The sequence below is a fragment of the Nonomuraea aridisoli genome, from assembly GCF_003236395.1.
Taxonomy (GTDB): Bacteria; Actinomycetota; Actinomycetes; order Streptosporangiales; family Streptosporangiaceae; genus Nonomuraea; species Nonomuraea aridisoli.
The window spans coordinates 1-20,804 of sequence record NZ_POUD01000163.1 but is presented as its reverse complement, the minus strand read 5'-3'; the positions used below and the strand labels follow the sequence as shown (position 1 = coordinate 20,804).

16 protein-coding genes are annotated in these 20,804 nt (G+C 72.1%); 7 read left to right on the top strand and 9 right to left on the bottom strand.

Annotated elements, in window-relative coordinates; translation table 11 throughout:
• The first annotated feature begins 225 nt into the window (after positions 1-225).
• Positions 226-3,909, top strand: a complete 3,684-nt coding sequence (locus tag C1J01_RS30710; protein WP_111182465.1) for a S8 family peptidase — start codon at positions 226-228, stop codon at positions 3,907-3,909.
• Positions 3,910-4,123: 214 nt separating this feature from the next.
• Here C1J01_RS30710 and C1J01_RS50240 read toward each other — a convergent pair whose 3' ends face one another.
• Complete coding sequence (locus tag C1J01_RS50240) at positions 4,124-4,318, bottom strand: hypothetical protein (RefSeq protein ID WP_181449047.1); 195 nt, start codon at positions 4,316-4,318, stop codon at positions 4,124-4,126.
• A 109-nt stretch (positions 4,319-4,427) separates the two neighbouring features.
• Between C1J01_RS50240 and fmdA the strand changes: the two genes are divergently transcribed.
• Positions 4,428-5,684: a formamidase gene (gene fmdA / locus C1J01_RS30700; RefSeq protein WP_111182463.1), complete on the top strand. Its 1,257-nt coding sequence runs from the start codon at positions 4,428-4,430 to the stop codon at positions 5,682-5,684.
• Positions 5,685-5,694: 10 nt separating this feature from the next.
• Here the strand turns inward: fmdA and C1J01_RS30695 are convergent, their stop codons facing one another.
• Positions 5,695-6,288: an NADPH-dependent FMN reductase gene (locus tag C1J01_RS30695; protein WP_111182466.1), complete on the bottom strand. Its 594-nt coding sequence runs from the start codon at positions 6,286-6,288 to the stop codon at positions 5,695-5,697.
• Between the two features lie 113 nt (positions 6,289-6,401).
• On the opposite strand from C1J01_RS30695, the gene C1J01_RS30690 reads away from it, so the two are divergent.
• Together C1J01_RS30690 and C1J01_RS30685 are read left to right on the top strand one after the other, a co-directional pair.
• On the top strand, positions 6,402-7,235 hold the full coding sequence (locus C1J01_RS30690; protein WP_111182462.1) for a helix-turn-helix domain-containing protein: 834 nt from the start codon (positions 6,402-6,404) through the stop codon (positions 7,233-7,235).
• A gap of 71 nt (positions 7,236-7,306) precedes the next feature.
• Positions 7,307-8,296: a DMT family transporter gene (locus tag C1J01_RS30685; protein ID WP_111182461.1), complete on the top strand. Its 990-nt coding sequence runs from the start codon at positions 7,307-7,309 to the stop codon at positions 8,294-8,296.
• On the opposite strand, the gene C1J01_RS30680 is transcribed toward C1J01_RS30685, so the two are convergent.
• Genes C1J01_RS30680 through C1J01_RS30670 form a run of 3 tightly spaced genes read right to left on the bottom strand, consistent with a single transcriptional unit; the run spans position 8,235 to position 11,248 of the window.
• Positions 8,235-9,740: a tripartite tricarboxylate transporter permease gene (locus C1J01_RS30680; RefSeq protein WP_111182460.1), complete on the bottom strand. Its 1,506-nt coding sequence runs from the start codon at positions 9,738-9,740 to the stop codon at positions 8,235-8,237. The two genes, C1J01_RS30685 and C1J01_RS30680, sit on opposite strands and share 62 nt — an antisense overlap.
• 19 nt (positions 9,741-9,759) lie before the next feature.
• Positions 9,760-10,221: a tripartite tricarboxylate transporter TctB family protein gene (locus C1J01_RS30675; protein WP_111182459.1), complete on the bottom strand. Its 462-nt coding sequence runs from the start codon at positions 10,219-10,221 to the stop codon at positions 9,760-9,762.
• Between the two features lies 1 nt (position 10,222).
• On the bottom strand, positions 10,223-11,248 hold the full coding sequence (locus tag C1J01_RS30670; RefSeq protein WP_111182458.1) for a tripartite tricarboxylate transporter substrate-binding protein: 1,026 nt from the start codon (positions 11,246-11,248) through the stop codon (positions 10,223-10,225).
• Positions 11,249-11,421: 173 nt separating this feature from the next.
• Here C1J01_RS30670 and C1J01_RS30665 point away from each other — a divergent pair, with 173 nt between their 5' ends.
• Positions 11,422-12,105 (top strand): response regulator transcription factor, encoded by a 684-nt coding sequence (locus C1J01_RS30665; protein WP_111182457.1) that lies wholly within the window; start codon positions 11,422-11,424, stop codon positions 12,103-12,105.
• Positions 12,106-12,111: 6 nt separating this feature from the next.
• On the top strand, positions 12,112-13,554 hold the full coding sequence (locus C1J01_RS30660) for a sensor histidine kinase (RefSeq protein ID WP_111182456.1): 1,443 nt from the start codon (positions 12,112-12,114) through the stop codon (positions 13,552-13,554).
• 9 nt (positions 13,555-13,563) lie between these two features.
• Here C1J01_RS30660 and C1J01_RS30655 read toward each other — a convergent pair whose 3' ends face one another.
• The 4 genes from C1J01_RS30655 to C1J01_RS30640 form a co-directional block, all read right to left on the bottom strand.
• Positions 13,564-14,517: a TAXI family TRAP transporter solute-binding subunit gene (locus tag C1J01_RS30655; RefSeq protein ID WP_111182455.1), complete on the bottom strand. Its 954-nt coding sequence runs from the start codon at positions 14,515-14,517 to the stop codon at positions 13,564-13,566.
• A 66-nt stretch (positions 14,518-14,583) separates the two neighbouring features.
• Positions 14,584-17,373, bottom strand: coding sequence for a phosphoesterase (locus tag C1J01_RS30650; protein WP_111182454.1), 2,790 nt, complete (start codon positions 17,371-17,373; stop codon positions 14,584-14,586).
• Positions 17,279-18,715 (bottom strand): ABC transporter permease, encoded by a 1,437-nt coding sequence (locus C1J01_RS30645; RefSeq protein ID WP_220040182.1) that lies wholly within the window; start codon positions 18,713-18,715, stop codon positions 17,279-17,281. The genes C1J01_RS30650 and C1J01_RS30645 overlap by 95 nt, the downstream gene beginning before the upstream one ends.
• The gene (locus C1J01_RS30640; protein ID WP_111182453.1) at positions 18,712-19,668 is read right to left on the bottom strand and encodes an ABC transporter ATP-binding protein; all 957 of its coding nucleotides are present in this window, start codon (positions 19,666-19,668) and stop codon (positions 18,712-18,714) included. The genes C1J01_RS30645 and C1J01_RS30640 overlap by 4 nt, the downstream gene beginning before the upstream one ends.
• A 331-nt stretch (positions 19,669-19,999) precedes the next feature.
• On the opposite strand from C1J01_RS30640, the gene C1J01_RS30635 reads away from it, so the two are divergent.
• Positions 20,000-20,804, top strand: an 805-nt coding sequence (locus tag C1J01_RS30635) for an MFS transporter (protein WP_146615780.1), incomplete at its 3' end; no start/stop codon positions are given.

The following is a 20,804-nucleotide window of genomic DNA, read 5'->3' as shown; positions in this document are numbered from 1 at the left end:
GCCTAACAGCAGGCCGGCGGTGAGGAGTCCGGTGGTGCGGAGGATTGCTCGACGGGGGACAATCTTCGCAGTCATGGGATTCAGTATGGTGTATACCGACCTCCTTTCCGCTGATTTCTTGACATATTTCGTCATGTCGCAATGACGACGCGCCCACCCCCTGGTGGACGGTGATCCGCGGCTGGGATCCTCCAACCTCGACATGGATCATGCGGGGAGACGGCGATGCCGCGAGGTTGGTTAGGCGCGAGAACGCGGCTCCGGGCGAAGGCGCTCGGCGCCGGCACGATGGCGGCGCTGCTGCTGGGCACACCGCTGCCGGCGTACGGGGAGGAGCCCACCCCTGCCGGGACGACGGCGGGCACCGTCACGCTCGTCACCGGCGACCGGGTGTCGGTCTCGCGGCAGCCGGACGGCACCCATCTCGCCACCCTGCTCCCCCGCTACGACGGGACGCCGCGCGGCGCGGTCAAGGTGGTGGAGCGCGGCGAGGACGTGTACGTCATCCCGGCCGAGGCCCAGCCCCACGTCGCGACCGGCGTGCTCGACCTCGAGCTGTTCAACGTCACGGGCCTGCTCGCCGACGGCCACGGCGACGGCCCGACCCCGCTGATCGTCGCGTACGACGAGGCGTCCGGAGCCCGCGCCGTCCAGCAGGCCCCCGCGCACAGCACCCGGACGGCGACCCTGGAGAGCATCGACGCGGTGGCCGTCGAGGTCCCGGCCGGCCAGGCGGCGCAGTTCTGGGCCGGTCTGCGGGGATCGCTGGACGCCACCGCGCGGCGGGCGGCCCCCGGCGTCGAGCGGGTCTGGCTGGACCCGACGCTGGAGGCCGATCTGGCCGAGAGCGTCCCGCGGATCGGCGCCCCGGACGCGTGGCAGGCCGGGTTCGACGGCGCGGGGACGACGGTCGCGGTGCTCGACACCGGTTACGACCCCGCCCATCCCGACCTCGGCGGCAAGGTCGAGGGCTCGGCGGACTTCACCGGCTCCGGCGTCACGGACCGCCACGGCCACGGCACCCACGTGGCCGCCACGGTGGCCGGCAGCGGCGCCGCGTCCTCCGGCACCCACGTCGGCGTCGCGCCCGGGGCCGGGCTGCTGGTCGGCAAGGTGCTCGGCGACGACGGCAACGGCCAGGGCTCGTGGCTGATCGAGGGCATGGAGTGGGCGGTGTCCCAGGGCGCCGACGTGGTGAACATGAGCCTGTCCACCGACGCCACCGACGGCACCGACCCGCTGAGCCAGGCGGTCAACGAGCTGAGCGCCCGTTCCGGCGCCCTCTTCGTCGCCGCGGCCGGCAACACGGGACCGGGCGAGCTCACCGCGCGTTCCCCGGGCGTCGCCGACGCGGCGCTGTCGGTGGCCGCTGTGGACAAGTCCGACGTGCTCGCCGACTTCTCCAGCCGCGGCCCCCGCCTCGGCGACCACGCGGTCAAGCCGGACCTCGCCGCGCCGGGCGTCGGCATCGTGGCCGCCCGGGCCGCCGGCACCGGCCTCGGCACTCCGGCCGGGGAGGCGTACACCGCGGTCTCCGGCACCTCGATGGCGGCGCCGCACGTCGCCGGGGCCGCCGCGATCCTCAAGCAGCGCCACCCCGGCTGGACGGGCGAGCGGATCAAGGCCGCGCTGACGGGCTCCGCCCACGAGGTCCCCGGCACCGTGTACGAGGTCGGCGCCGGGCGGGTGGACGTGGCCCGCGCGGTGAGCCAGACGGTCACCGCGAGCCCCGCCTCGCTCGGCTTCGGCCCGCAGCCGCACGATGCCCAGGACCCGGTCACCCGGACGATCACCTACCGCAACGACGGCGACGCGGACGTCGCTCTCGCGCTCACCGTCACGACCGACGCCCCGGCCGGCCTGTTCACCCTCGACCGGAGCACCCTCACCGTGCCGGCCGGCGGCACCGCCGAGGCGAGGCTGACGCTGGATCCGAAGCTCGCCGACACGGGGACGTACGGCGGCCGGGTCACCGCGACCGGTGACGGCGCCGTCGTCCGCACCGCGTTCGGCGCGCGCAAGGACCCCCGGACGGTGCAGGTGGTCGTCGAGGGCGTCACCCAGAACGGCTCCCCCGCGGCCGGCGGCAGCTCGGTCGACCTGTGGAACCTCGACACCGACGCCTGGCTGAGCGGGGTGTTCGGCGGCAAGGGCGGCCCCGGGCCCGCGGTCCTGTCCGTGCCGGTCGGGACGTACAGCGTGACGAGCGCCCTGTGGACGCTCGACGACTCCGGCGCGTACGGCCGGGACGTCGCGCTGGTCGCCGAGCCCGAGATCGAGCTGACGGAGGACACCCGCATCGTCCTGGACGCCCGCGCCGGCTCGCCGCTCAACCCGATCACCCCCGACCCGACGGAGGCCCGCGAGCTCACCCTCGGCTACCACCGCGCCGCCGGCGAGCACGACTTCTCGGTGCACTACGTGATGGACCGGTACGTACGCGACGCCTACGCCGTCGAGACCCAGCCGGTCGGCCGGGGCGACTTCGAGGTGTCAGCGCACTGGGAGCTCTACGCCCCCGAGTTCACCATGAGGCTCTCCGGCTCCGCGCTGGAGGCGGAGTACGCCATCGACTCGCCGCGCATCGACGGGCGGCACCGGTACGTGCTCGCGGACGCCGGGCGCGGGACGCCGGAGGATCTCGCCGGCCGGGACCTGCGCGGCCGGCTGGCCCTCGTGCGGCGCTCCGACGAGGTGAGCGTCGCGGACCAGGTCGAAGCGGTTCGCAAGGCGGGCGCGGCCGCGGTGATCGTCCACCACGACCGTCCCGGGTTCCTGATCACGCAGGTGGCCTCGTCGATCCCGGTGTTCACCGTGGAGCAGGCGGTCGGCCGGGAGTTGCTCGCCCGGGTCGGGTCCCGGCTGGAGATCACCGGAATCCCGGACAGTCCGTACGTCTACGACCTCTTCCCGTACTACCGGGGAGGCGTTCCGGCGAAGATCGAGCGGCGGGTCGAGCACCGGGACCTGGCGCGGACGACGGCGCACTACCACGGCGGCGCCGGGCTGCGCGGCGTCGAGGTGAACTTCCCGCACCGGCCGTACGACAGCTACATCATCCGGCAGGCGCAGGAGGTGGCGATCCCGTCCACCCGCACCGAATGGACGACCGCCGGCGACGGCGTCGTGTGGCGGCCGTTCACCTGGCGGACCACCGGCCAGAACGGCGGGCTGCTCGGCTCGCCGCGGTCCTACCGGGCGGGGCAGAAGCGGACCGAGGAGTGGTTCGCCCCGGTGATGCGGCCCGGGGTGCCGGAGGTGCTGGAGGACGACGACGCGCAGTGGGGCCTGCCGGGCTTCCGCGAGGGCGACACGTTCACCATCATGGTCCGGAACATGCTCGACGGCGGCGACCACTTCTCCGAGCGCGAAGGCGACGCGCGTGCGCGCCTCTACCGCGACGGCGAGCAGGTGGCCGAGCGGGACGCCTTGGAGGGCACGTGGCCGGCGTCCGCCGAGCCGGCCCGCTACCGGCTCGAACTGGACGTCGAGCACTCCGAGCCCTGGTGGCAGCAGGCGATCCGCACGCGCACCGTGTGGGGGTTCGACTCCCGCCGCCCCGCCGAGGGGAAGCGGGAGCTTCTCGACCTGCTGCAGATCGGCTACGACGTGCCGGCCGGCCTGGACGGCGCCGTCCCGGCGCGCAAGCCGACCAGGATCGGGCTGCGGTTCCACCCGCAGACGCGACCGGACGCCCTGGTGAAGGCCGCGGTCAAGGTGTGGACGTCCCATGACGAGGGGGCGAGCTGGCAGCAGGCGGGCAAGGTCAAGCAGGCCAAGGACGGCTCGCTCGACGTGAGCGTCACCCACCCGAAGGGGGCGACGTCGGTCAGCCTGCGCGTCGAGGCGGTCGCCCCTGACGGCGTCTCCATCGACCAGACGGTGATCCGCGCTTTCGGTCTCTCGTAGCTCCAGCCGCCCCTGACCTTCCCCCATGGGCAGGGGCGGCTGGTTTACCCGGGGAGCGGGCGATCTACCTCGCCGTACGCCAAGTTGGCGGAAGCGAGGCCGGCTCCCGTCCATGAACACGGTGAATTGCGGATACATCCGACTCGGAGGCTGTTTCCCAAGGTCGCGCCGGTTCGCGGCCCGCGTGAAGGGCGCGTCCCATGGCTGTGTACGCCTACCGGTGTCCGCACTGTTGCGAGGTCGAGGTCGCATTCCCGATCGGCACCGCACCCGCCGCGGTGCCCTGCCCCGGCTGCGGCGCGCCCTCGGCCCGGACGTTCTCGGCGCCGATGCTGACGCGTACCCCGGCCGCCCTGTCGGCGCGGTTGCGGCGCGCGGAGCGCAGCGCCTCCGAACCGGAAGTCGTCACGTCCGTGCCGAGGTGCCGCGCACCGGGCCCGGTGGCCGATCATCCCGCCGCCCGCCGCCTGCCGCGTCCGTGACCGTCCCTGCCTCGCCGCGCCGAAAGGAACCCAGCCGTGCCGGAGCTGATCTTCCCGCTCGACTCGACCAAGAAGTTCACCGACCAGGCCAAGGTCGGGCACAACCGCTGGCATCCCGAGATCCCGCCCGTGGCCTGGGTCAAGCCCGGCGACAGCTTCCGGGTGCACTGCCGGGAGTGGTTCGACGGCGCGATCCACAACGACGACTCCGCCGAGGACATCCGCGACGCGCCGCTGACCACGGTGCACGCGCTGAGCGGCCCGTTCGGGGTCGAAGGCGCCGAGCCGGGCGACCTGCTCATCGTGGACATCCTCGACCTCGGGCCCATCCCGCAGGAGGACAGCGGGCCGCTGGCCGGCCAGGGCTGGGGCTACACCGGCATCTTCGCCACCAGGAACGGCGGCGGGTTCCTCACCGAGCAGTTCCCCGACGCGTACAAGGCGATCTGGGATTTCTCTGGTCAGAACGCCACGTCTCGCCACATCGCCGGGGTGTCGTTCACCGGGATCGTGCACCCCGGGCTCATGGGCACCGCGCCGTCGGCGGAGCTGCTCGGCAAGTGGAACGCGCGCGAGGCGGCGCTGATCGCCACCGACCCGCAGCGCGTGCCGCCGCTGGCTCTGCCTCCCGAGCCGCGGGACGCCGTCCTCGGGTCCGTGCCGCGGTCCGACTTCGACCGGGTCGCCGCCGAGGCGGCGCGTACGGCACCGCCTCGGGAGAACGGCGGCAACCAGGACATCAAGAACCTCACCAAGGGCTCCCGCGTCTTCTACCCCGTCTTCGTCCCCGGCGCGAACCTGTCCGTCGGCGACCTGCACTTCTCCCAGGGCGACGGCGAGATCACCTTCTGCGGCGCCATCGAGATGGGCGGCTTCATCGACTTGCACGTCGACCTCATCAAGAACGGCATGCAGACGTACGGCGTCGGCGAGAACGCCATCTTCATGCCGGGCCGCGTCAGCCCGCAGTACAGCGAGTGGCTGGCCTTCTCCGGCGTGTCCGTCACCCTGGACGGGGAGCAGCACTACCTGGACTCGCAGCTGGCCTACCAGCGGGCCTGCCTGCACGCCATCGACTACCTGACGAACTTCGGCTACAGCCCTGAGCAGGCGTACCTGCTACTGGGAGCCGCGCCGATCGAGGGCCGGCTGTCCGGGGTGGTCGACATCCCCAACTCGTGCGCCACCGTCTACCTGCCGACCGCCATCTTCGACTTCGACGTCCGCCCGAACGCCTCCGGCCCCGCCCGCGTCCCCGAGGGCACCGCCGCCCCGCACGCGAGCTTCACCTGACGCTCCAAACTCAGGACGGGTAGGGGACGGTCTCTCTGGCCGAGCGGAGCGCTCCCGCCCACCAGGCCAGCTGGTCGAGCAGCGTCTTGGCGTACCCGGACGCCTCCGGGTCGAGCGGGAGCCCGTCCTGCCAGGCGGTGTAGTAGTTGGGGAACGCCAGACCGTCGCGGATCGTCACCGCGTGCAACTCGGTCAGCACGTTCTCCAGGTGCAGCACGGCATGCCGGCCCCCGGCCGCGCCACCGTAGCTGACGAAGGCGACGGGCTTGGCCGTCCACTGGGTGAAGTGCCAGTCGATGGCGGCCTTGAGCGAGGCCGGGTAGCTGTGGTTGTACTCCGGCGTGACCATGACGAACGCGTCGGCGCCCTCCAGCGCGGAGGTCAGCGCCGCCATCCCGGCCGGGCGTGGGTAGCTCTCGCCGGCGTACTTCGGCGACTCGGCGGGCAGCGCCAGCGGGATCTCGACCTCCGCCAGGTCCACGACCTCGACCTCGAATCCCCCGTGCCGGCGGGCCTGATCGGCCACCCACGACGCCGCCACCGGACCGAACCGGCCTTCCCGTACGCTTCCGACGACGATCACGAGCTTGTGCTTGTTGTCCATGCCCACCACCATCGGACGTCGCCGTGGTCACAACCAGACCGTGCTCAGGCTGGCCCCCGCAGGGACACCCCCAGCCCTCCCGCGCGCGGAGGGCGGAGCCGTAGGCTCATGGCATGGGTACGCCGTTGGGTGACTTCATCCGGGCCAAGCGCGACAGCATGCAGCCGGACGTCCTGGGCCTGCCGGATCGCGGCCGCCGCCGATCCCCCGGTCTGCGACGTTCCGACGTGGCCGCCCGGGCCGGTGTCAGCGTCGAATACCTGACCCGCATCGAGCAGGGCCGCGACCGCAACCCGTCGCCGGCCGTGGTGAACGCGCTGGCCGACGCCCTCAGCCTCGACCCCTCGGAGCGCAACCACCTGCGCTACCTCGCGAACATCGCCGGCGGTGCGTGCGCGCCTCCCGGCCGGCCCGCTCCGCCGCGCCGCGACATCCGGCCGTCGGTCCTGGAGACCCTCCGCCTGCTCGAACCGGGCATCGCCGTGGTGACCAACCGGGTGGGCGACATCCTCGCCCACACCCGCGGCTACGAGCTGCTGATGAGCGGGACGGGCCTGCTCGACGCCGACCAGCCGAACCTCACCCGCTACGTCTTCACCGACCCCGGCGCCCGGACGTTCTTCGCCGACTGGGACGCCGTCGCGGACGAGCAGGCGTTCGATCTGTGGCACGCGCCCTCGATCCACAACTTCGAGTGGCTCACCGACGAGCTCACGCCCATCGCAGGCCCCGACTTCACCCAGCGCCTGAACCGCCACCACGTGGTCCCGCGGCGCGGGGTGCTGCGGCTCAACCACCCGTCCGGGCACGAGCTCCGCCTGCACCGCGAGACCCTCGAGCTCTCCACGGACGCCCAGCAGCTCGTCGTCTTCCTCCCCGCCGACGAAGCGACCGCCCAGAGCATCGAACAACTCCGCCGCCCCGCCCACCTGCGCGCCGTCCAGTGAGAGCGCCGGCCGTACCGACGCCTTGACGCCCGCCAGAAGGCGCCGGTAAGCCGCTTGCCATACTTGCGCGCATGACGACGCCGGCCATCCAGACCTCCGCCCACCTCTGGCGGGGCCTGTTCCTGGTCTGCACGGCGGGCGTGGTCTGGGGCACCATCGGGCCCGCGGCCCAGGTCGTCCACGACGCCTCGGGTCTCTCGGCGCTGACGATCGGCGCCTACCGCGCGATCGCCGCCGTCGTCGTGCTCGTCGCCGCCGCGGCCGTGACGGGCCGGCTGCGCGCGTGCCTGTCGCTCGGCCGGCGCCACTGGCGTCGCGTGACCGCCGTGGGCGTGCTGACCGCCGCCTTCCAGCTGCTCTTCTTCGTGGCCGTCTTCTGGACGGGAGTGAGCGTGGCGACCGTGGTCAGCCTCGGCTTCGCCCCTGTGCTCCTGCTGGTCATCGGCAGCGCGCGCCGCCGCAGCCGGCCGTCCGCCGGTCAGGTCCTCACGGTCGCCGTCGCCCTGTTCGGGCTGCTGCTCATCAGCGTCGCGGGAGGAACCGCCGAGGAGGCGCCGCACCCTGCTCTCGGCGTTCTCACCGCCCTCGCCTCGGGGACCGCGTACGCGCTGTCGGCGGAGGCGGCCGCGCCGCTGACCCGGCGACTGGACACGCTCACCCTCACCACGGTCACCATGTCCGTGACCGCGGCGGCCCTGGTGCCGGGCGGCCTGCTCGTGGCGTACGTCCGCGGCGAGCCGCTCATGACCGGCGACACCGGGTCCTGGCTGCTCATCGTCTACCTCGGGACCGTGACGATGGCCCTGGCGTACGCGCTGCTCTACGCGGGCCTGCGGACCACGCCGAGCGGCGCGGCGGTCGTGGCCACGCTGCTGGAACCCGTCACCGCCGTCGTGATCGCCGTGGTGTTCCTGGGCGAACGCCTGACGCCCGCCGGTCTGGCGGGCGCCCTGCTGATCATGGCCGCGATCGCCACCCTGGGCCGCCGTTCCGAGCCCGTTACTCGTCCTCGGCGAACACGACCTCGCGGCGCTTGCGGATCGCCGGAAGGACGGCGATGACCAGGGCCGCGGCGGCGAGAGCCAGGAGCACCGCGGAGATCGGCCGGGTCAGGAAGACCGACGCGTCGCCGCGCGAGATGATGAGCGCCCGCCGCAGGTTCTCCTCGACCAGCGGCCCGAGGACGAAGCCGAGCAGCAGCGGCGCCGGCTCGCAGCCGCACTTGATCAGGATGTAGCCGAGGATCCCGAAGAACACGATCGCGTAGACGTCGTAGGCGTTGAACGACAGCGAGTACGTGCCGATCGCGGCGAACAGGATGATCATCGGGAACAACACCTGGTACGGGATGCGCAACATGCGCACCCAGACGCCGATCAGCGGCAGGTTCAGCAGCACGAGCAGCACGTTGCCGATCCACATCGACGCGATCAGGCCCCAGAACAGCTCGGGCTCGTCGGTGATGACGTTCGGGCCGGGGGTGATGCCGTGCACGATGAACGCGCCGACCATCAGCGCCATGACCGGGTGGGCGGGCAGGCCCAGGGTGAGCAGTGGGATGAACGACGTCTGCGCGGCGGCGTTGTTCGCCGACTCGGGCCCGGCGACGCCCTCGATGGCGCCGTTGCCGAACTCCTCCTTCCGCTTCGAGATCCGCTTCTCGACGGCGTACGAGGTGAACGAGGCCAGCACGTGTCCGCCGCCGGGCAGGACGCCGAGCGCGGCGCCGAGGCCGGTGCCCCGCGCGATCGGGCCGACGATGCGGCGCCGGTCCTCGCGGGTCGGCCAGAGGTTCTTCACCTTGCTGACGATCGCCGTGCGGGTCTGCTCGTTCTCCAGGTTGCGCAGGATCTCGGCCACGCCGAACATGCCGACGGCGACGGAGACGAAGTCGATGCCGCCGTACAACTCGCGTTGCTCGAAGACGAACCGGGGCGTACCGGTGTAGATGTCCTGGCCGACCGTGCCGAGCAGGACGCCGAGCGCGATCATCGCCAGCGCCTTCAGCGCCGAGCCACGTGCCAGGGCGATCGACACGATCAGGCCGAGCAGCACCAGCGAGAAGTACTCGGCCGGGCCGAACTCCAGCGCGACGCGGGCCAGCGGCGGGGCCGCGACGGCCAGCGCGACGGTGGCCACCGTACCGGCGATGAAGGAGCCGACGGCGGCGGCGGCCAGCGCCGCGCCGGCCCGGCCCTGCCGGGCCATGACGTGACCGTCCAGCGCGGTGACGGCGGCCGACGACTCGCCGGGCAGGTTGATCAGGATGGCGGTGGTCGAGCCGCCGTACTGCGCGCCGTAGTAGATGCCGGCCAGCATGATCAGCGCCGTCACCGGCTCGAAGCTGAACGTGATCGGCAGCAGCATCGCCACCGTCGCGGTCGGCCCGATGCCGGGCAGCACGCCGACCGCCGTCCCGAGCAGCACACCCACGAAGCAGTAGAGGACGTTCTGGACTAAGAGGGCGGTCGAGAAGCCCAGCGCGAGGTTGTCGAGAAGTTCCATGCCTCAATCCGATGCCGCGTCAGAACCCCAGCCAGGGGCCCCACAGCGGGATCCGCAGCTGAAGTCCGACGACGAAGATGAGCGTGCTGGCCACGGTCAGCCCGGCGGCCACGGCCACGGCCGTGAGCGGCCGTACGCGCGAGCTGGCCAGCGTGGTGAGCAGGGCGGTCACCGCGGACGTCGGCACGAACCCGAGACCGCGCACGGTGAACCCGAAGAACACGACCGCGAGCACGATGACGCCGATCGCCCGCCAGGGGATCGGCCCGAACGAGATCATCTCGCCGGCGACGAGCCCCTTGACGACGATCGCCAGCCCGAGAGCGGCCAGGATCGCGCCGACCAGCAGCGGGAAGGCGCCGGGGCCCATCCGCAGCGGGGTGCCCAGCTCGTAGCCGAGCGACCCCGCCACGAACGCGCCACCGATCAGGACGAACACTCCCCCGGCGAGGACGTCGGGGAAGGACCGGCGGCGCTCCACCTCAGGACGCCTTGACGCCGGCGTCGGCGATGACCTTCGCCCAGGTGCCGAGCTGCTCTTCGAGCTTGGTGCGGTGCGCCTGCGGCGTCGCGTCCTCGGCCGGGACGGGCGCGGTGCCGAGCTTGGCCATCTGGTCGATGACCTTCTGGTCGGCCAGCGCCACCTTCAGCGCCTCGGACAACTTCTGCACGACGTCCTGCGGCGTGCCGGTCGGGACGTAGAGCCCGTGCCACACGCTGACCTCCAGCTGGGGCAGCCCGGCCTCGGCCGTGGTGGGCAGGTCGGGCAGGCTCTTCACCCGCTCCGGCGTGGTGACCGCGTACGCCTTGACCTCGCCCGCGGAGATCTGGCCGCTGGTGTTGGTCGTCTGGTCGCACATGAAGTCGACCTGGCCGCCGACGAGGTCGGTCAGCGCGGGGCCGGTGCCCTCGTACGGGACCTCCTGGAGCTTGACACCGGCGGCGGTCTGGAACAGCAGGCCGCACAGGTGGGAGGCGGCGCCGATGCCGGCGTTGGCCAGCGTGACCGTGTCGGCGTTCGCCTTCACGTGGGCCACGAGGTCCTGGAGCGTCGCGGGCGCGAAGTCCTTGCGGGCGACGATGGTCATCGGCACCTCGGTGACGAGCCCGATCGTCTGGAAGTTCTCCAGCGGCGCGAAGCCGAGGTCCTGGTACAGGGCGGGCGCCGTGGACATGCCGATGTGGTGCATGAGCACGGTGTAGCCGTCGGGCTCGGCCCGCGCGACCTCGCCGGCGCCGACCGTGCCGCCGGCGCCTTCGACGTTCTGGACGACGACCTGGGCGCCGAGCTTGGCGGCCATCGGCTCGGCGATCAGACGGGTGACGGTGTCGGTCGGGCCGCCCGCGCTGAACGGCACGACGATCGTGATGTTCTGGTCCGGGTAGCCGCCTCCGGCGTCGCCGCCGCCGGTCGTACCCCCGTTGCCGGAACAGGCGGCGGCGAGCGAAACGACGCCGATCGCGGCGATCATTCGCGCGGCGGCCCGGTATCTGCTGGTCGGTCTCATTTCGCGGCCTCCTCGTCAGCGCATTCGCATTCGTCCGTGAGTGCGCGGCCTCAGTCTCGACTTGCGCGGCCGTGAATGGTGTCAGAGGAATCCCAAGGAATGCGGCAAATGTCAGAGGAATCCCAAGAACTGAAGGGCTAACGCCCGCATCGATTCGGACCGTACAATCCGGTATGCGGATCACCATCATCGAAGATGACGACCGCGTGGCGCGGGGCCTGGTGACAGTCCTGGCTCAGGCGGGCTTCGAGGTCCACCGCATCGCCACCGCCGCGGAGGCCGTGCGGGCCGCCCCGTCCGATGTGGTCCTCGTCGATCTCAACCTGCCCGACGGCGACGGGCTCGACGTGATCCGCAAGCTGCGCGACCGACCGGAGACCGCCGTCATCGCCGTGACGGCGCGCTCGGAGGAGCACGAACGGGTCCGCGGCCTACGCGCCGGCGCCGACGACTACATCGTCAAACCGTTCGGCATCCCGGAGCTGCTGGCCAGGATCGACGCCGTCCTGCGGCGCACCCGGGTCGCCCGTGCCATGAGCCACCCGGACGAGCCGATCGTCCTCGGCCCGATGCGGATCGGCATCGGCACCCGCGAGGTCACCGTCGAGGACACGCCCGTGACGCTGACCCGCAAGGAGTTCGAGCTGCTGCTCCTGCTGGCCCGGCGGGCGCCGAACGTGGTGAGCCGCGACATCATCCTCGACCAGATCTGGGGCGCGACCTGGGAGTCCTCCAGCCGCACCCTCGACACCCACATCGCGGCGTTACGGCACAAGCTCGGGCCGGCCGTGGTCATCCGCACGGTTCACGGGGTCGGCTATCGGCTCCTGGCCGACCGGCCGGAGCTGATCGGCTGACGCCCCGTGCACCGTCGCCTGCTGGTCGTCCTGGTGCCCCTCGCGGTGCTGCTCGTCGCGGCGCTCGGGGTGCCGCTCAGCGTCACCGTGGCCGAACGGGAGATGCAGGAGACGTACGTCGACCGGCTGGGCGACGTCGGCCGGTTCGCCTCGCTGGCCGACACCGCGCTGTCGACCGGGCGGACCGAGGCGCTCCAGCTGGAGCTGGCCCGCTACCACGAGCTGTACGGCATCCCGGCCGCGGTGATCGACACCTCCGGCACGGTGCTGCTCGGGCCGGACCGCGCGTACCAGGAGGCGGCGCGGGCCGAGCCGGCGCTGCCGCGGATCGTGACGGCGGCGCTGGCCGGGACGCGGTCGGAGCCGTCCGGGGAGTGGGCGCCGTGGGACGACTCCGCGCTCGTGGTCGCCGAGCCGGTGGGCCGCGACAGCGAGGTCGTCGGCGCCGTCGTGACGATCTCCGACCTGTCGAAGACGCGCCATCGCATCCTCGTGCGCTGGGCCCAGCTGGCCGCGCTCGGGCTGCTGCCGCTGGTCGCTCTGGTGGCCGTCGCCTGGCCGGTGTCGGCGTGGGTGCTGCGGCCGGTGCGCGAGCTGGACGCGGCGAGCTCCCGCATCTCGCAGGGCGACCTCACGATCCGGGCGGACGCCGAGGCAGGCCCGGTGGAGCTGCGGCGGTTGGCGGAGTCGTTCAACACGATGATGGACGCGGTGGAGAACGCCGTGCAGCGGCAGCGGGCGTTCGTGTCCGACGCCTCGCATCAGTTGCGCAACCCGCTGACCAGCCTCCGGCTCGCCGTGGAGAGCCTGGAGCCGCATCTGAGCACGGGTGGCAACGGGCGGCAGGTGTACGACGTCGCCGTCGACGAGCTGAAGGCGATGCAGCGGATGCTGAACTCGCTGCAGGCCATGGCCCGGATGGAGAGCATGCGGACGGCCTCGCCGGTGGATCTCGACGCGGTGCTGGCGACCCGGGTGGAGCGCTGGCGGGCGCTGACGGCGACGGCGGGGCAGACGCTGGCGGTGGACGTGCCCCCGGGGCTGCGGCTGCTGGAGCCGCCGGGCGGGCTGGGCAGCGTCCTGGACGAGCTGATCAGCAACGCGTTGCGGCTGTCGGGCGCGCGGCTGGTGGAGGTGAGCGCCGGGGTCGTGCCCGAAGGCGTGGTCACGATCGCCGTCCGCGACGACGGCCAGGGCATCGACGCCTCCGAACGGGCGCAGGCGCTACGGCGGTTCTGGCGGTCGCCGCGGCACCAGAACGTCCCCGGGACCGGCCTGGGGCTGGCCATCTGCGCCGACCTGGTCGGGGCCGCCGGGGGCGAGCTGCGGCTGGAGGACGGCCTGCCGCGTCCGGACGGGTCCGGGCACGGATTCGCCGCGGTGGTCGCGTTGCCGGTCGTTCCGCGGGCGGCCGCGCCGTCCGACGCCCCCGCCGTCTCGCCGGTCTGAGGCCCGGACTCAGCGCTTGCGGTCGCGGAACCAGGCGGCCGCGCCCGGATGCAGCGGGATCGACGCGGTGGAGATGCCCGTACGCACGTTGATCTGCCACGCCTCGGGAACGGCCTCGGCGTCGTCGCGGCCGGCGGAGGTGATCGTACGGGTGTGCGTGAAGATGGTGTCGGTGATGGCGTAGACCAGGTCGCCGGGCAGGTCGTCGCGGACCAGCAGCACGTTCGGCACGGCGATGGTGTGGGTGGCCGGCACGCCCGCGTAGGCGGTCGCGGGGATCATGGCCGGGGTGTACGGGCCGGGGAACGCCGCGAAGAGCGCGTCCGCCTGGGTGTCCAGCGGGATCAGCCGGATCGGGTGCCGCTGCGCCAGCTCCGTGATGGCGGGGGTCGGGACGCCGGTCAGGGAGAACATCGCGTCGATCTCGCCGTCCCGCAGCGCCGCCGCCGACTCGGCCTGGCTGAGATAACGCACGTCGGCGTTCAGCGGGCCGAGCCCGAGGACCCGCAGGGAGGTGAACTCCGTGCCCGAGTCGCGGGCGCCCAGGGAGACGCGCCTGCCTTCGAGGTCGCCGAACTCGTCGATCGCCGAACCGGCCATGACGACGAGATGCAGGTGACTGTCGTAGAGGCGGCACACGGCCGAGAGCCCCTCGGGCGCGCTGCCGTCGGTCCTGATCAGCGCGTCCAGGCTGGTCAGCCCCAGGTGCACGTCACCGGCCCCCAGCATCCGGATGTTGTCGGTGGAGGCCCTGCTCGGCACGGTGCTCACCGTGGCGCCCGGCACCTGCTCGGTGATGTGCACGGCCAGCGCGCCGCCGATGCGCCGGTACACCGCCCCCGCCGGCCCGGTGGCCAGCCGCAGGTGGACCTTGCCGGCCTCGGGCCGCCGGGAGCAGCCGACGAGCAGCCCACCGGCGGCCATGAGCACCGCCCGCCGCCGTAACTCCGGGTTCAGCACCATGCCGAGATGATACGGACGGGCGGTGCGGCCCGCCGGGGTCCCGGCGGGCCGCCCTTGTGGCGGAGATCAGCCGTCGACGTCCGGCGACGGGATGTAGCGGCCCGGCACCTCGGCCGGGCTCAGGATCTTGTCCTCACCCGGGTAGGGCGCGGTCCAGCCGTGCGCCTCGTACCAGGTGAAGTGGTCCATCTGGTCGGGGTTGGCGTAGTCGGCGATCGCCTGCGGGCCGGTCAGGTGCTGCTGCCCCTTCCAGGCCCGCCACTGGCCGGCCACGTGCTTCTTGTCCGCGGGCACCTCCGGCACCGGAGGCTGCTCCGGAGCCAGTCCGGCGAACTTCGCCGGCACGGTGTCCTCGCCGCAGGCCGGCGGGGTGGCGATCCCGTAGGTCAGCGGGATGCGGTTCGGCACCGCGGTGAACGGCGTGTAGTCGGCCTTCTTGGTGAAGGCCCCGCTCATCGGGGTGGCGGCGCTGTCCTTCTGGTTCATCGGCTGGATCCCGAGGATCTGCTCGATGGTGCGGATCACGGTGATCTGGCTGTAGTAGTGGCTGTCGACGGTGCCGTGCTGCGCCCACGGGCTGATGATCTGCACCGGGCCGCGGGCGCCGTCGACGTGGTCGACGCCGTCCTGGGTGTCGTCCTCGATGACGAAGATCGCGCTGTCCTTCCACCACTTGCTGTGGGAGATGGTGTCCACGATCTTGCCGACCGCGAGGTCGTTGTCGGCCACCTGGGCGACCGCGTTGACGGGGCCGCCGGTGTGGTCGCTGGAGAGCCACATCATGTTCAGGTCGGCCGGCCCGTTGGCCTCGAAGTCACGCTTCCAGATCTCGTACCGGTACAGGTCCGGGATGCCCGTGTCGAACTTCGGGTACGCGTGCACCGTGATGTCGTTCAGCGACGGGATCGGCGAGGAGGTGTCCGTCTTGATGGCGGTGTCCTGGCCGGTCGCCTCCATGTTCTTGACGTCGCAGTAGTAGTCCTGCCACTTCGTCCCGGGCGGGACGGTCTCGAACATGGTGAACTCGCCGAAGTTGCGGGCCGTCTTCCCGGCCGCCTGGGCGCCGGTCCACAGGAAGCCGGAACGCTGGTGGCCGAGCGCGTCGTCCTCCGTGTCGTAGCTGCGCTGGTACTCGCCGGCGCTGGACTCGGTGTACTCCGGGTCGTCGGCCTGCATCAGCCAGCTGTGGCCCTCGGCGGAGTTCGTACCGATGTCGTAGGTGTTGTCGTAGAGGCCGAACTGCCTTGCCAGGGCGTGCTGGTTCGGCGTCACGTTCTCGCCGAACTGCGCCAGCTTCGGGTCGCCGTTGCCGCGCGGGTCGTCGCCGAGCACCTGGTCGTAGGAGCGGTTCTCCTTGACGAGCAGGAAGACGTGCTTGATGGTCGAGGGGTCGCCGAGGCGCTTCGGGACCGGCTCGGCCTTCTGCTTGTTGCCGTGGGCCACCTTGACGGAGGTCTTGTCCCAGCCGTTCTGGCGGAACACCTTGTCGGTGGCACGCGCGATCTCCGTGTCGTCCGGCAGCTCGAACCTCAGCAGGGTGCCGGTCGAGTCGTGGGTGCCGTGGCCGGTGGCCGGCTGGGTGCCGGGGCCCTTGGAGATGGTGCGCTCCGGGCCGCGCTCGCCGATGCCGCGCAGGTTCGTGACGAGAACGTCGCCGCCGACGGTGGTGACGTCCTCCGGGTAGTAGTCCATGGGCAGCAGGCCGACGTAGCTGACCGGCTCCTGCGGCGAGGTGTAGCGGTAGACGGCGAGCGCGTTCGCGCGGCCCAGGGTCACCAGCAGGTGGCCGTCCTCGGTGAGGGTCACCCCATTGGGGTGGTAGCCGACGGCGGCCGTCGGCCACGGCTGGGTCGCGATGGTCTGGACGACGGTGTCGGTCGAGGTGTCGATGACGGACACGGTGTCGCTGTTGGTGTTGGTGACGAAGAGCGCCCCGCCGGCGGCGTGCATCGCGGTCGGGTGCAGGCCGACGTCGATGGACGAGACCGCGGCGGCCTGGTCGGCGACGTTGATGACGCTCACCGTGCCGGTGGTGGTGGCTCCGGTGACCGGGTCGGCGGGGACCTGGGTGCCGTACGAGTTGAGCGTGGTGTCGCCGTCGGTGGCCCGGCGGCCGCCTTCGTCGCTCACGTACAGCTTGTCGCCGACCAGCACCAGGTCACGCGGCGCGTTGCCGACGTCCCAGCTGTGCCGGATCGCGCCGGTCGCGGGGTCCATGGCCACCACGCGGTTCTGGCCGTTGACGGCGGCGTACAGGGTGGAGCCGTCGGGCGAGAAGACCGCCTGGGCGGGCAGCGCGTGCTTCGACCCGTCCGCCGGGATCGAGACTAAGGTCGGGGCTCCGACGGTGCCGTCGGCGTTCACCGGGAAGCGGCTGAAGCCGTCGATCTGCGGCATCCACAACGTCGAGCCGTCGGGCGAGTAGGTCGGCCCCTCCTGCCCCACGTTGTTGTTGCCGATGCGCAGGTCGGCTGTCGCGGCGGTGCCGGCCTGCTGAAGGATCTTGTAGTTCGCCAGGTCGACGATGGTGAGGGCGATCGACCGGTCGTTGGTCAGCGCGGCGAGACGGCGGCCGTCGGGGCTGACCGTGGAGGAGAGCAGTTTTCCGTTGTCGACGAGCAGGCGGTCACCGATCGACTCGATGGCCTGGTCGCTGGGCAGCAGCAGGCCCTGAGCCGTGGCCTGGCCGACCTGCCCGTTGCCGAACACGTCGGTCGAGGCGTAGGCGATGCCTCCGCCGGCGACGACGAGAGCGGCGGTGCTAGCCGCGAGGAGGCGGATTCTGCGGCCGGTACGTCCGTGAGGAAGCCCAAGAGGGGTTTCCCGGACGCGCCGGCGCTGACGCGTGACTTGCATGAACTGTTCCTTCTGGAGTGTCTGCGAGCAGGTCGACGTCCCCGTCGAACTGCCAGAGGGGATTGGGTGCGTCCCCGGTCGGGGTCCGCACCTGGAAGTAGCCGTTCACCTCCTTCGGCCCATCGCCGTCGGCGACGTACCGCCCGTCCGCGGTGACGTCGAGCTGGTAGATGGCGCTGCCCACGGAGTCCACGCCGGGCAGGTGCCAGGAGACGACGCACCGCCAGTCGTTGCCCGGCCCCTCGTCGGCGACCCGGACGCTGCCCTTGTCGCAGGACGCGGTCGTCTTCAGCCGGGCCTCGGTGACGTCGGGCCGGCCGAGCTCCCGGGCCTGCAGCCGGTACAGGTGGGCGTACACCGTGGCGAGCGAGTCCTGCAGCTTGGCCCGCTCGATCCCGGAGCCGTGGGCCGGGGTCACGGCGGCGACCACCGCGAAGGTGAGCGCGACCAGGCCCGCCAGCGGCACCACCCCGGTCACCAGCACCCGCCGGCCCGACCCGTCGTACGCCAGGTCGGTGAAGTCGCGGCGCAGGAACAGGCGGTAGGCCAGCGCGGCGGCGACGACCGCCCACACCAGGCTCACCACGAGGCCGATGAGCAGCGGGCCGGTCTGCGCCGGGCTGGTGAACAGACCGCGCCAGGCGAGGAAGGCGTGGCTCGGCAGGGCCAGCTGCACGGCCACGGGCAGCGGGAGCAGCTGCGCGAGCTGCAGCACGAGGGCGAGGAGCGCGGGCATCAGCAGCCCCATCGGGGAGCGCCCGAGGGCCACCGAGCCGAGCAGGCCGACGGCGGCGAACGCCAGCGTCGGTGCCAGCACGCACGCCCACGCGAGCAGGACCGTGCCGGCCGCGTCCGCCGGGGCGAGGAGATGGCCGTCCAGACCCACCAGCGGCTCGTTTCCGACGGCGAGCAGGCCGCCGGCGATGCCCGACGCGGCCAGACCCGCCACGAGCAGCAGGATCACGGTGAGACTGGCGAGGCTCTTCGCCACGAAGATCCGCCGCTGGGAACGCACCGCCACGAGGAGATGGCGCCAGGTGCCCAGCCGGTCCTCGGCCGCGAAGACGTCGCCGGCGACCAGCGACGTCAGCAGCGGCAGCGCCCAGCTGCAGGCGAAGTCCAGCACCACCAGCGAGCCCGACCAGCCGGTGGCGTGCATCCAGCGGCCGAAGACCGTGTCCGTGGGCAGCATGCTCTGCTGACTGACCGCGGCCACGAAGGCGGCCGGGGCGATCCAGCAGACGAGCAGCAGCAGGCGGACCCGCCACTGGGAGAGCAGCTTGACCAGCTCGAACCGGTAGCCCCGCGTCATCGGAGCCGGGCGGGCCTGCGTCGCGGTCATCGGGTCCCTCCCTCGGTCGGCCCGGGTCCGCCGCCCGCCCCGGTCAGGGCCAGGAACGCGGCCTCGAGCGGCGTCACCACGGGCGCCAGCTCCCGGATCGCCACGCCGTCCCCCACCAGCCGCACCACCAGCTCGTCGAGAGCCGGCACGGGCCCGCGGACCACGAGCACGTCGGCGTCCGGCCCGTCGCGGCCCGGCAACACGCCGAGCCCGGTGACGCCCTCCGCCACCTGGTGGGCGGCGGCGGGATCGGAGGTGAGCAGGCGGTAGTCCAGTTCGCCGCTCTCGGCGGCGAGTTTGCTCAGCGGGCCCGAGAAGACCACCCGGCCGGTGGCGAGGACGGTGACCTCGGAGCACAGCGCGGCGAGGTCGTCCATCCGGTGGCTGGACAGGACCACGGCGGTGCCGTTCGCGGCGAGCTCGGTGATGACGCGGTGCACGTGGCGCTTGCCGGCCGGGTCCAGACCGTTGGCCGGCTCGTCCAGGACGAGCAGGCGCGGTGTGGTGAGCAGCGCGGCGGCCAGCCCGAGCCGCTGGCGCATGCCCAGCGAGAACCCCCGGATCCGGTCGTCCGCGACGTCGGTGAGGCCGACCTGCTCCAGGGCCCTCTCGACCGCGCCGCCGTCGGCGTTTCCGCGTAGTGAGGCCAGGGCCGTGAGGTTCTGCCGCGCGGTGAGCGACGGATACAGTCCGGGCCCGTCCACGAAACCCGCGACGCCGTCGGGGACCGCCAGCGCCCGCCCGACCGGCGTGCCCAGGATCTCCAGGCTGCCGCCGTCCGCCACCGCCAGGCCGAGCAGCAGGCCGAGGAGCGTCGTCTTGCCTGCGCCGTTCGGACCGACCAGGCCGTGGACCTGCCCACTCGCCACGTCTAGGTCGACGCCGTCGAGTGCGACCACATCACCGAAGGACTTCGTGATCCCGCGAGCCCGCACGACGGGGCTCCTCTGCATGGCGGTCTCCCTTAGCTTGACTAAGCAACAAGGGGAAACCTAGAGATCATGGATTGCCTCCGGGAGTCGCCCAGTGGAACGTTCGCCAAACCCCGCCCCTTGGCTTCGAGGCGGGGCTTCGCTGTTGACCTTGGACAAATCGCCATGAACAATGACGGCACCGAAGATCCACCCCTGAGCACCGGACGAGCCCGCCAGCGCAGGGTTGTCGTGCGATCGCAGGTCGGCGCGGCCATCCGGTCCGACACTCAGCGAGGCCGTCTTGTCCGAAACGCCGGCGCCGACATCCTGGATACCCCGCGGACATCCCCTCTCGTGGGCGACGCTCGCGGTGACCACCGGCGCGATCCTGATGACCGCCGTGGACGGCGGCATCCTGCCCGCCGTCCTGCCCGCCATCCAGGAGGAGTACGAGCTCAGCTCCACCCAGGCGGGGCTGGTCAACTCGGTGTTCTTCGGCGGCCTGATCGTCGGCGCCCTGCTGTTCGGCTGGATCTCGGACCGCATCGGCACCGGTTACCGGCGCACCTGGACGTGGAACGTCGCGATGCTGCTCGCCATCCTGGGCGGCGCCCTCACGTTCGGGCTGGCCGGCAGCTTCGCGGCGTTCCTCCTGCTGCGCATCCCCATGGGGATCAGCCGGGGCGGCTCCGAGCCGGTCAACGTGGCGCTGGTGAGCGAATGGTGGCCCAAGGAGCACCGCGGCTTCGCCGTCGGCGTGCACCACACCGGATTTCCGCTCGGGCAGTTCCTCACCGGCGCGCTCATCGCCGCCGTCCTCGGGTTCGCCGGCTGGCGTGAGGCCTTCCTGCTCATCCCGCTCCTGGGGATCCCGATCATCGTGGCGCAGGCGATCATCGGCACCAGACGCAACCAGGCGAAGGTCTACGACTGGATCGACCGCAACGGCCTCACCCGTCCGCTGCCCGAACTGTCCACCCGGCTGCCGGGCGGCATGCTCGCCCCGGTCAAGCAGGCGCTGAGCAACGCCAACGTGCGGTGGTCCGTCGTGTTGATCTTCCTGTTCCTGTGGGCCGAGGCGGGGGCGGTGACGTTCCTGGCCGTGCAGCTCACCCAGGAGGGCATGAGCTTCGGGGAGGCCGCCTTCCTGTCGGGGGTCTCGGGGCTGACGGGGT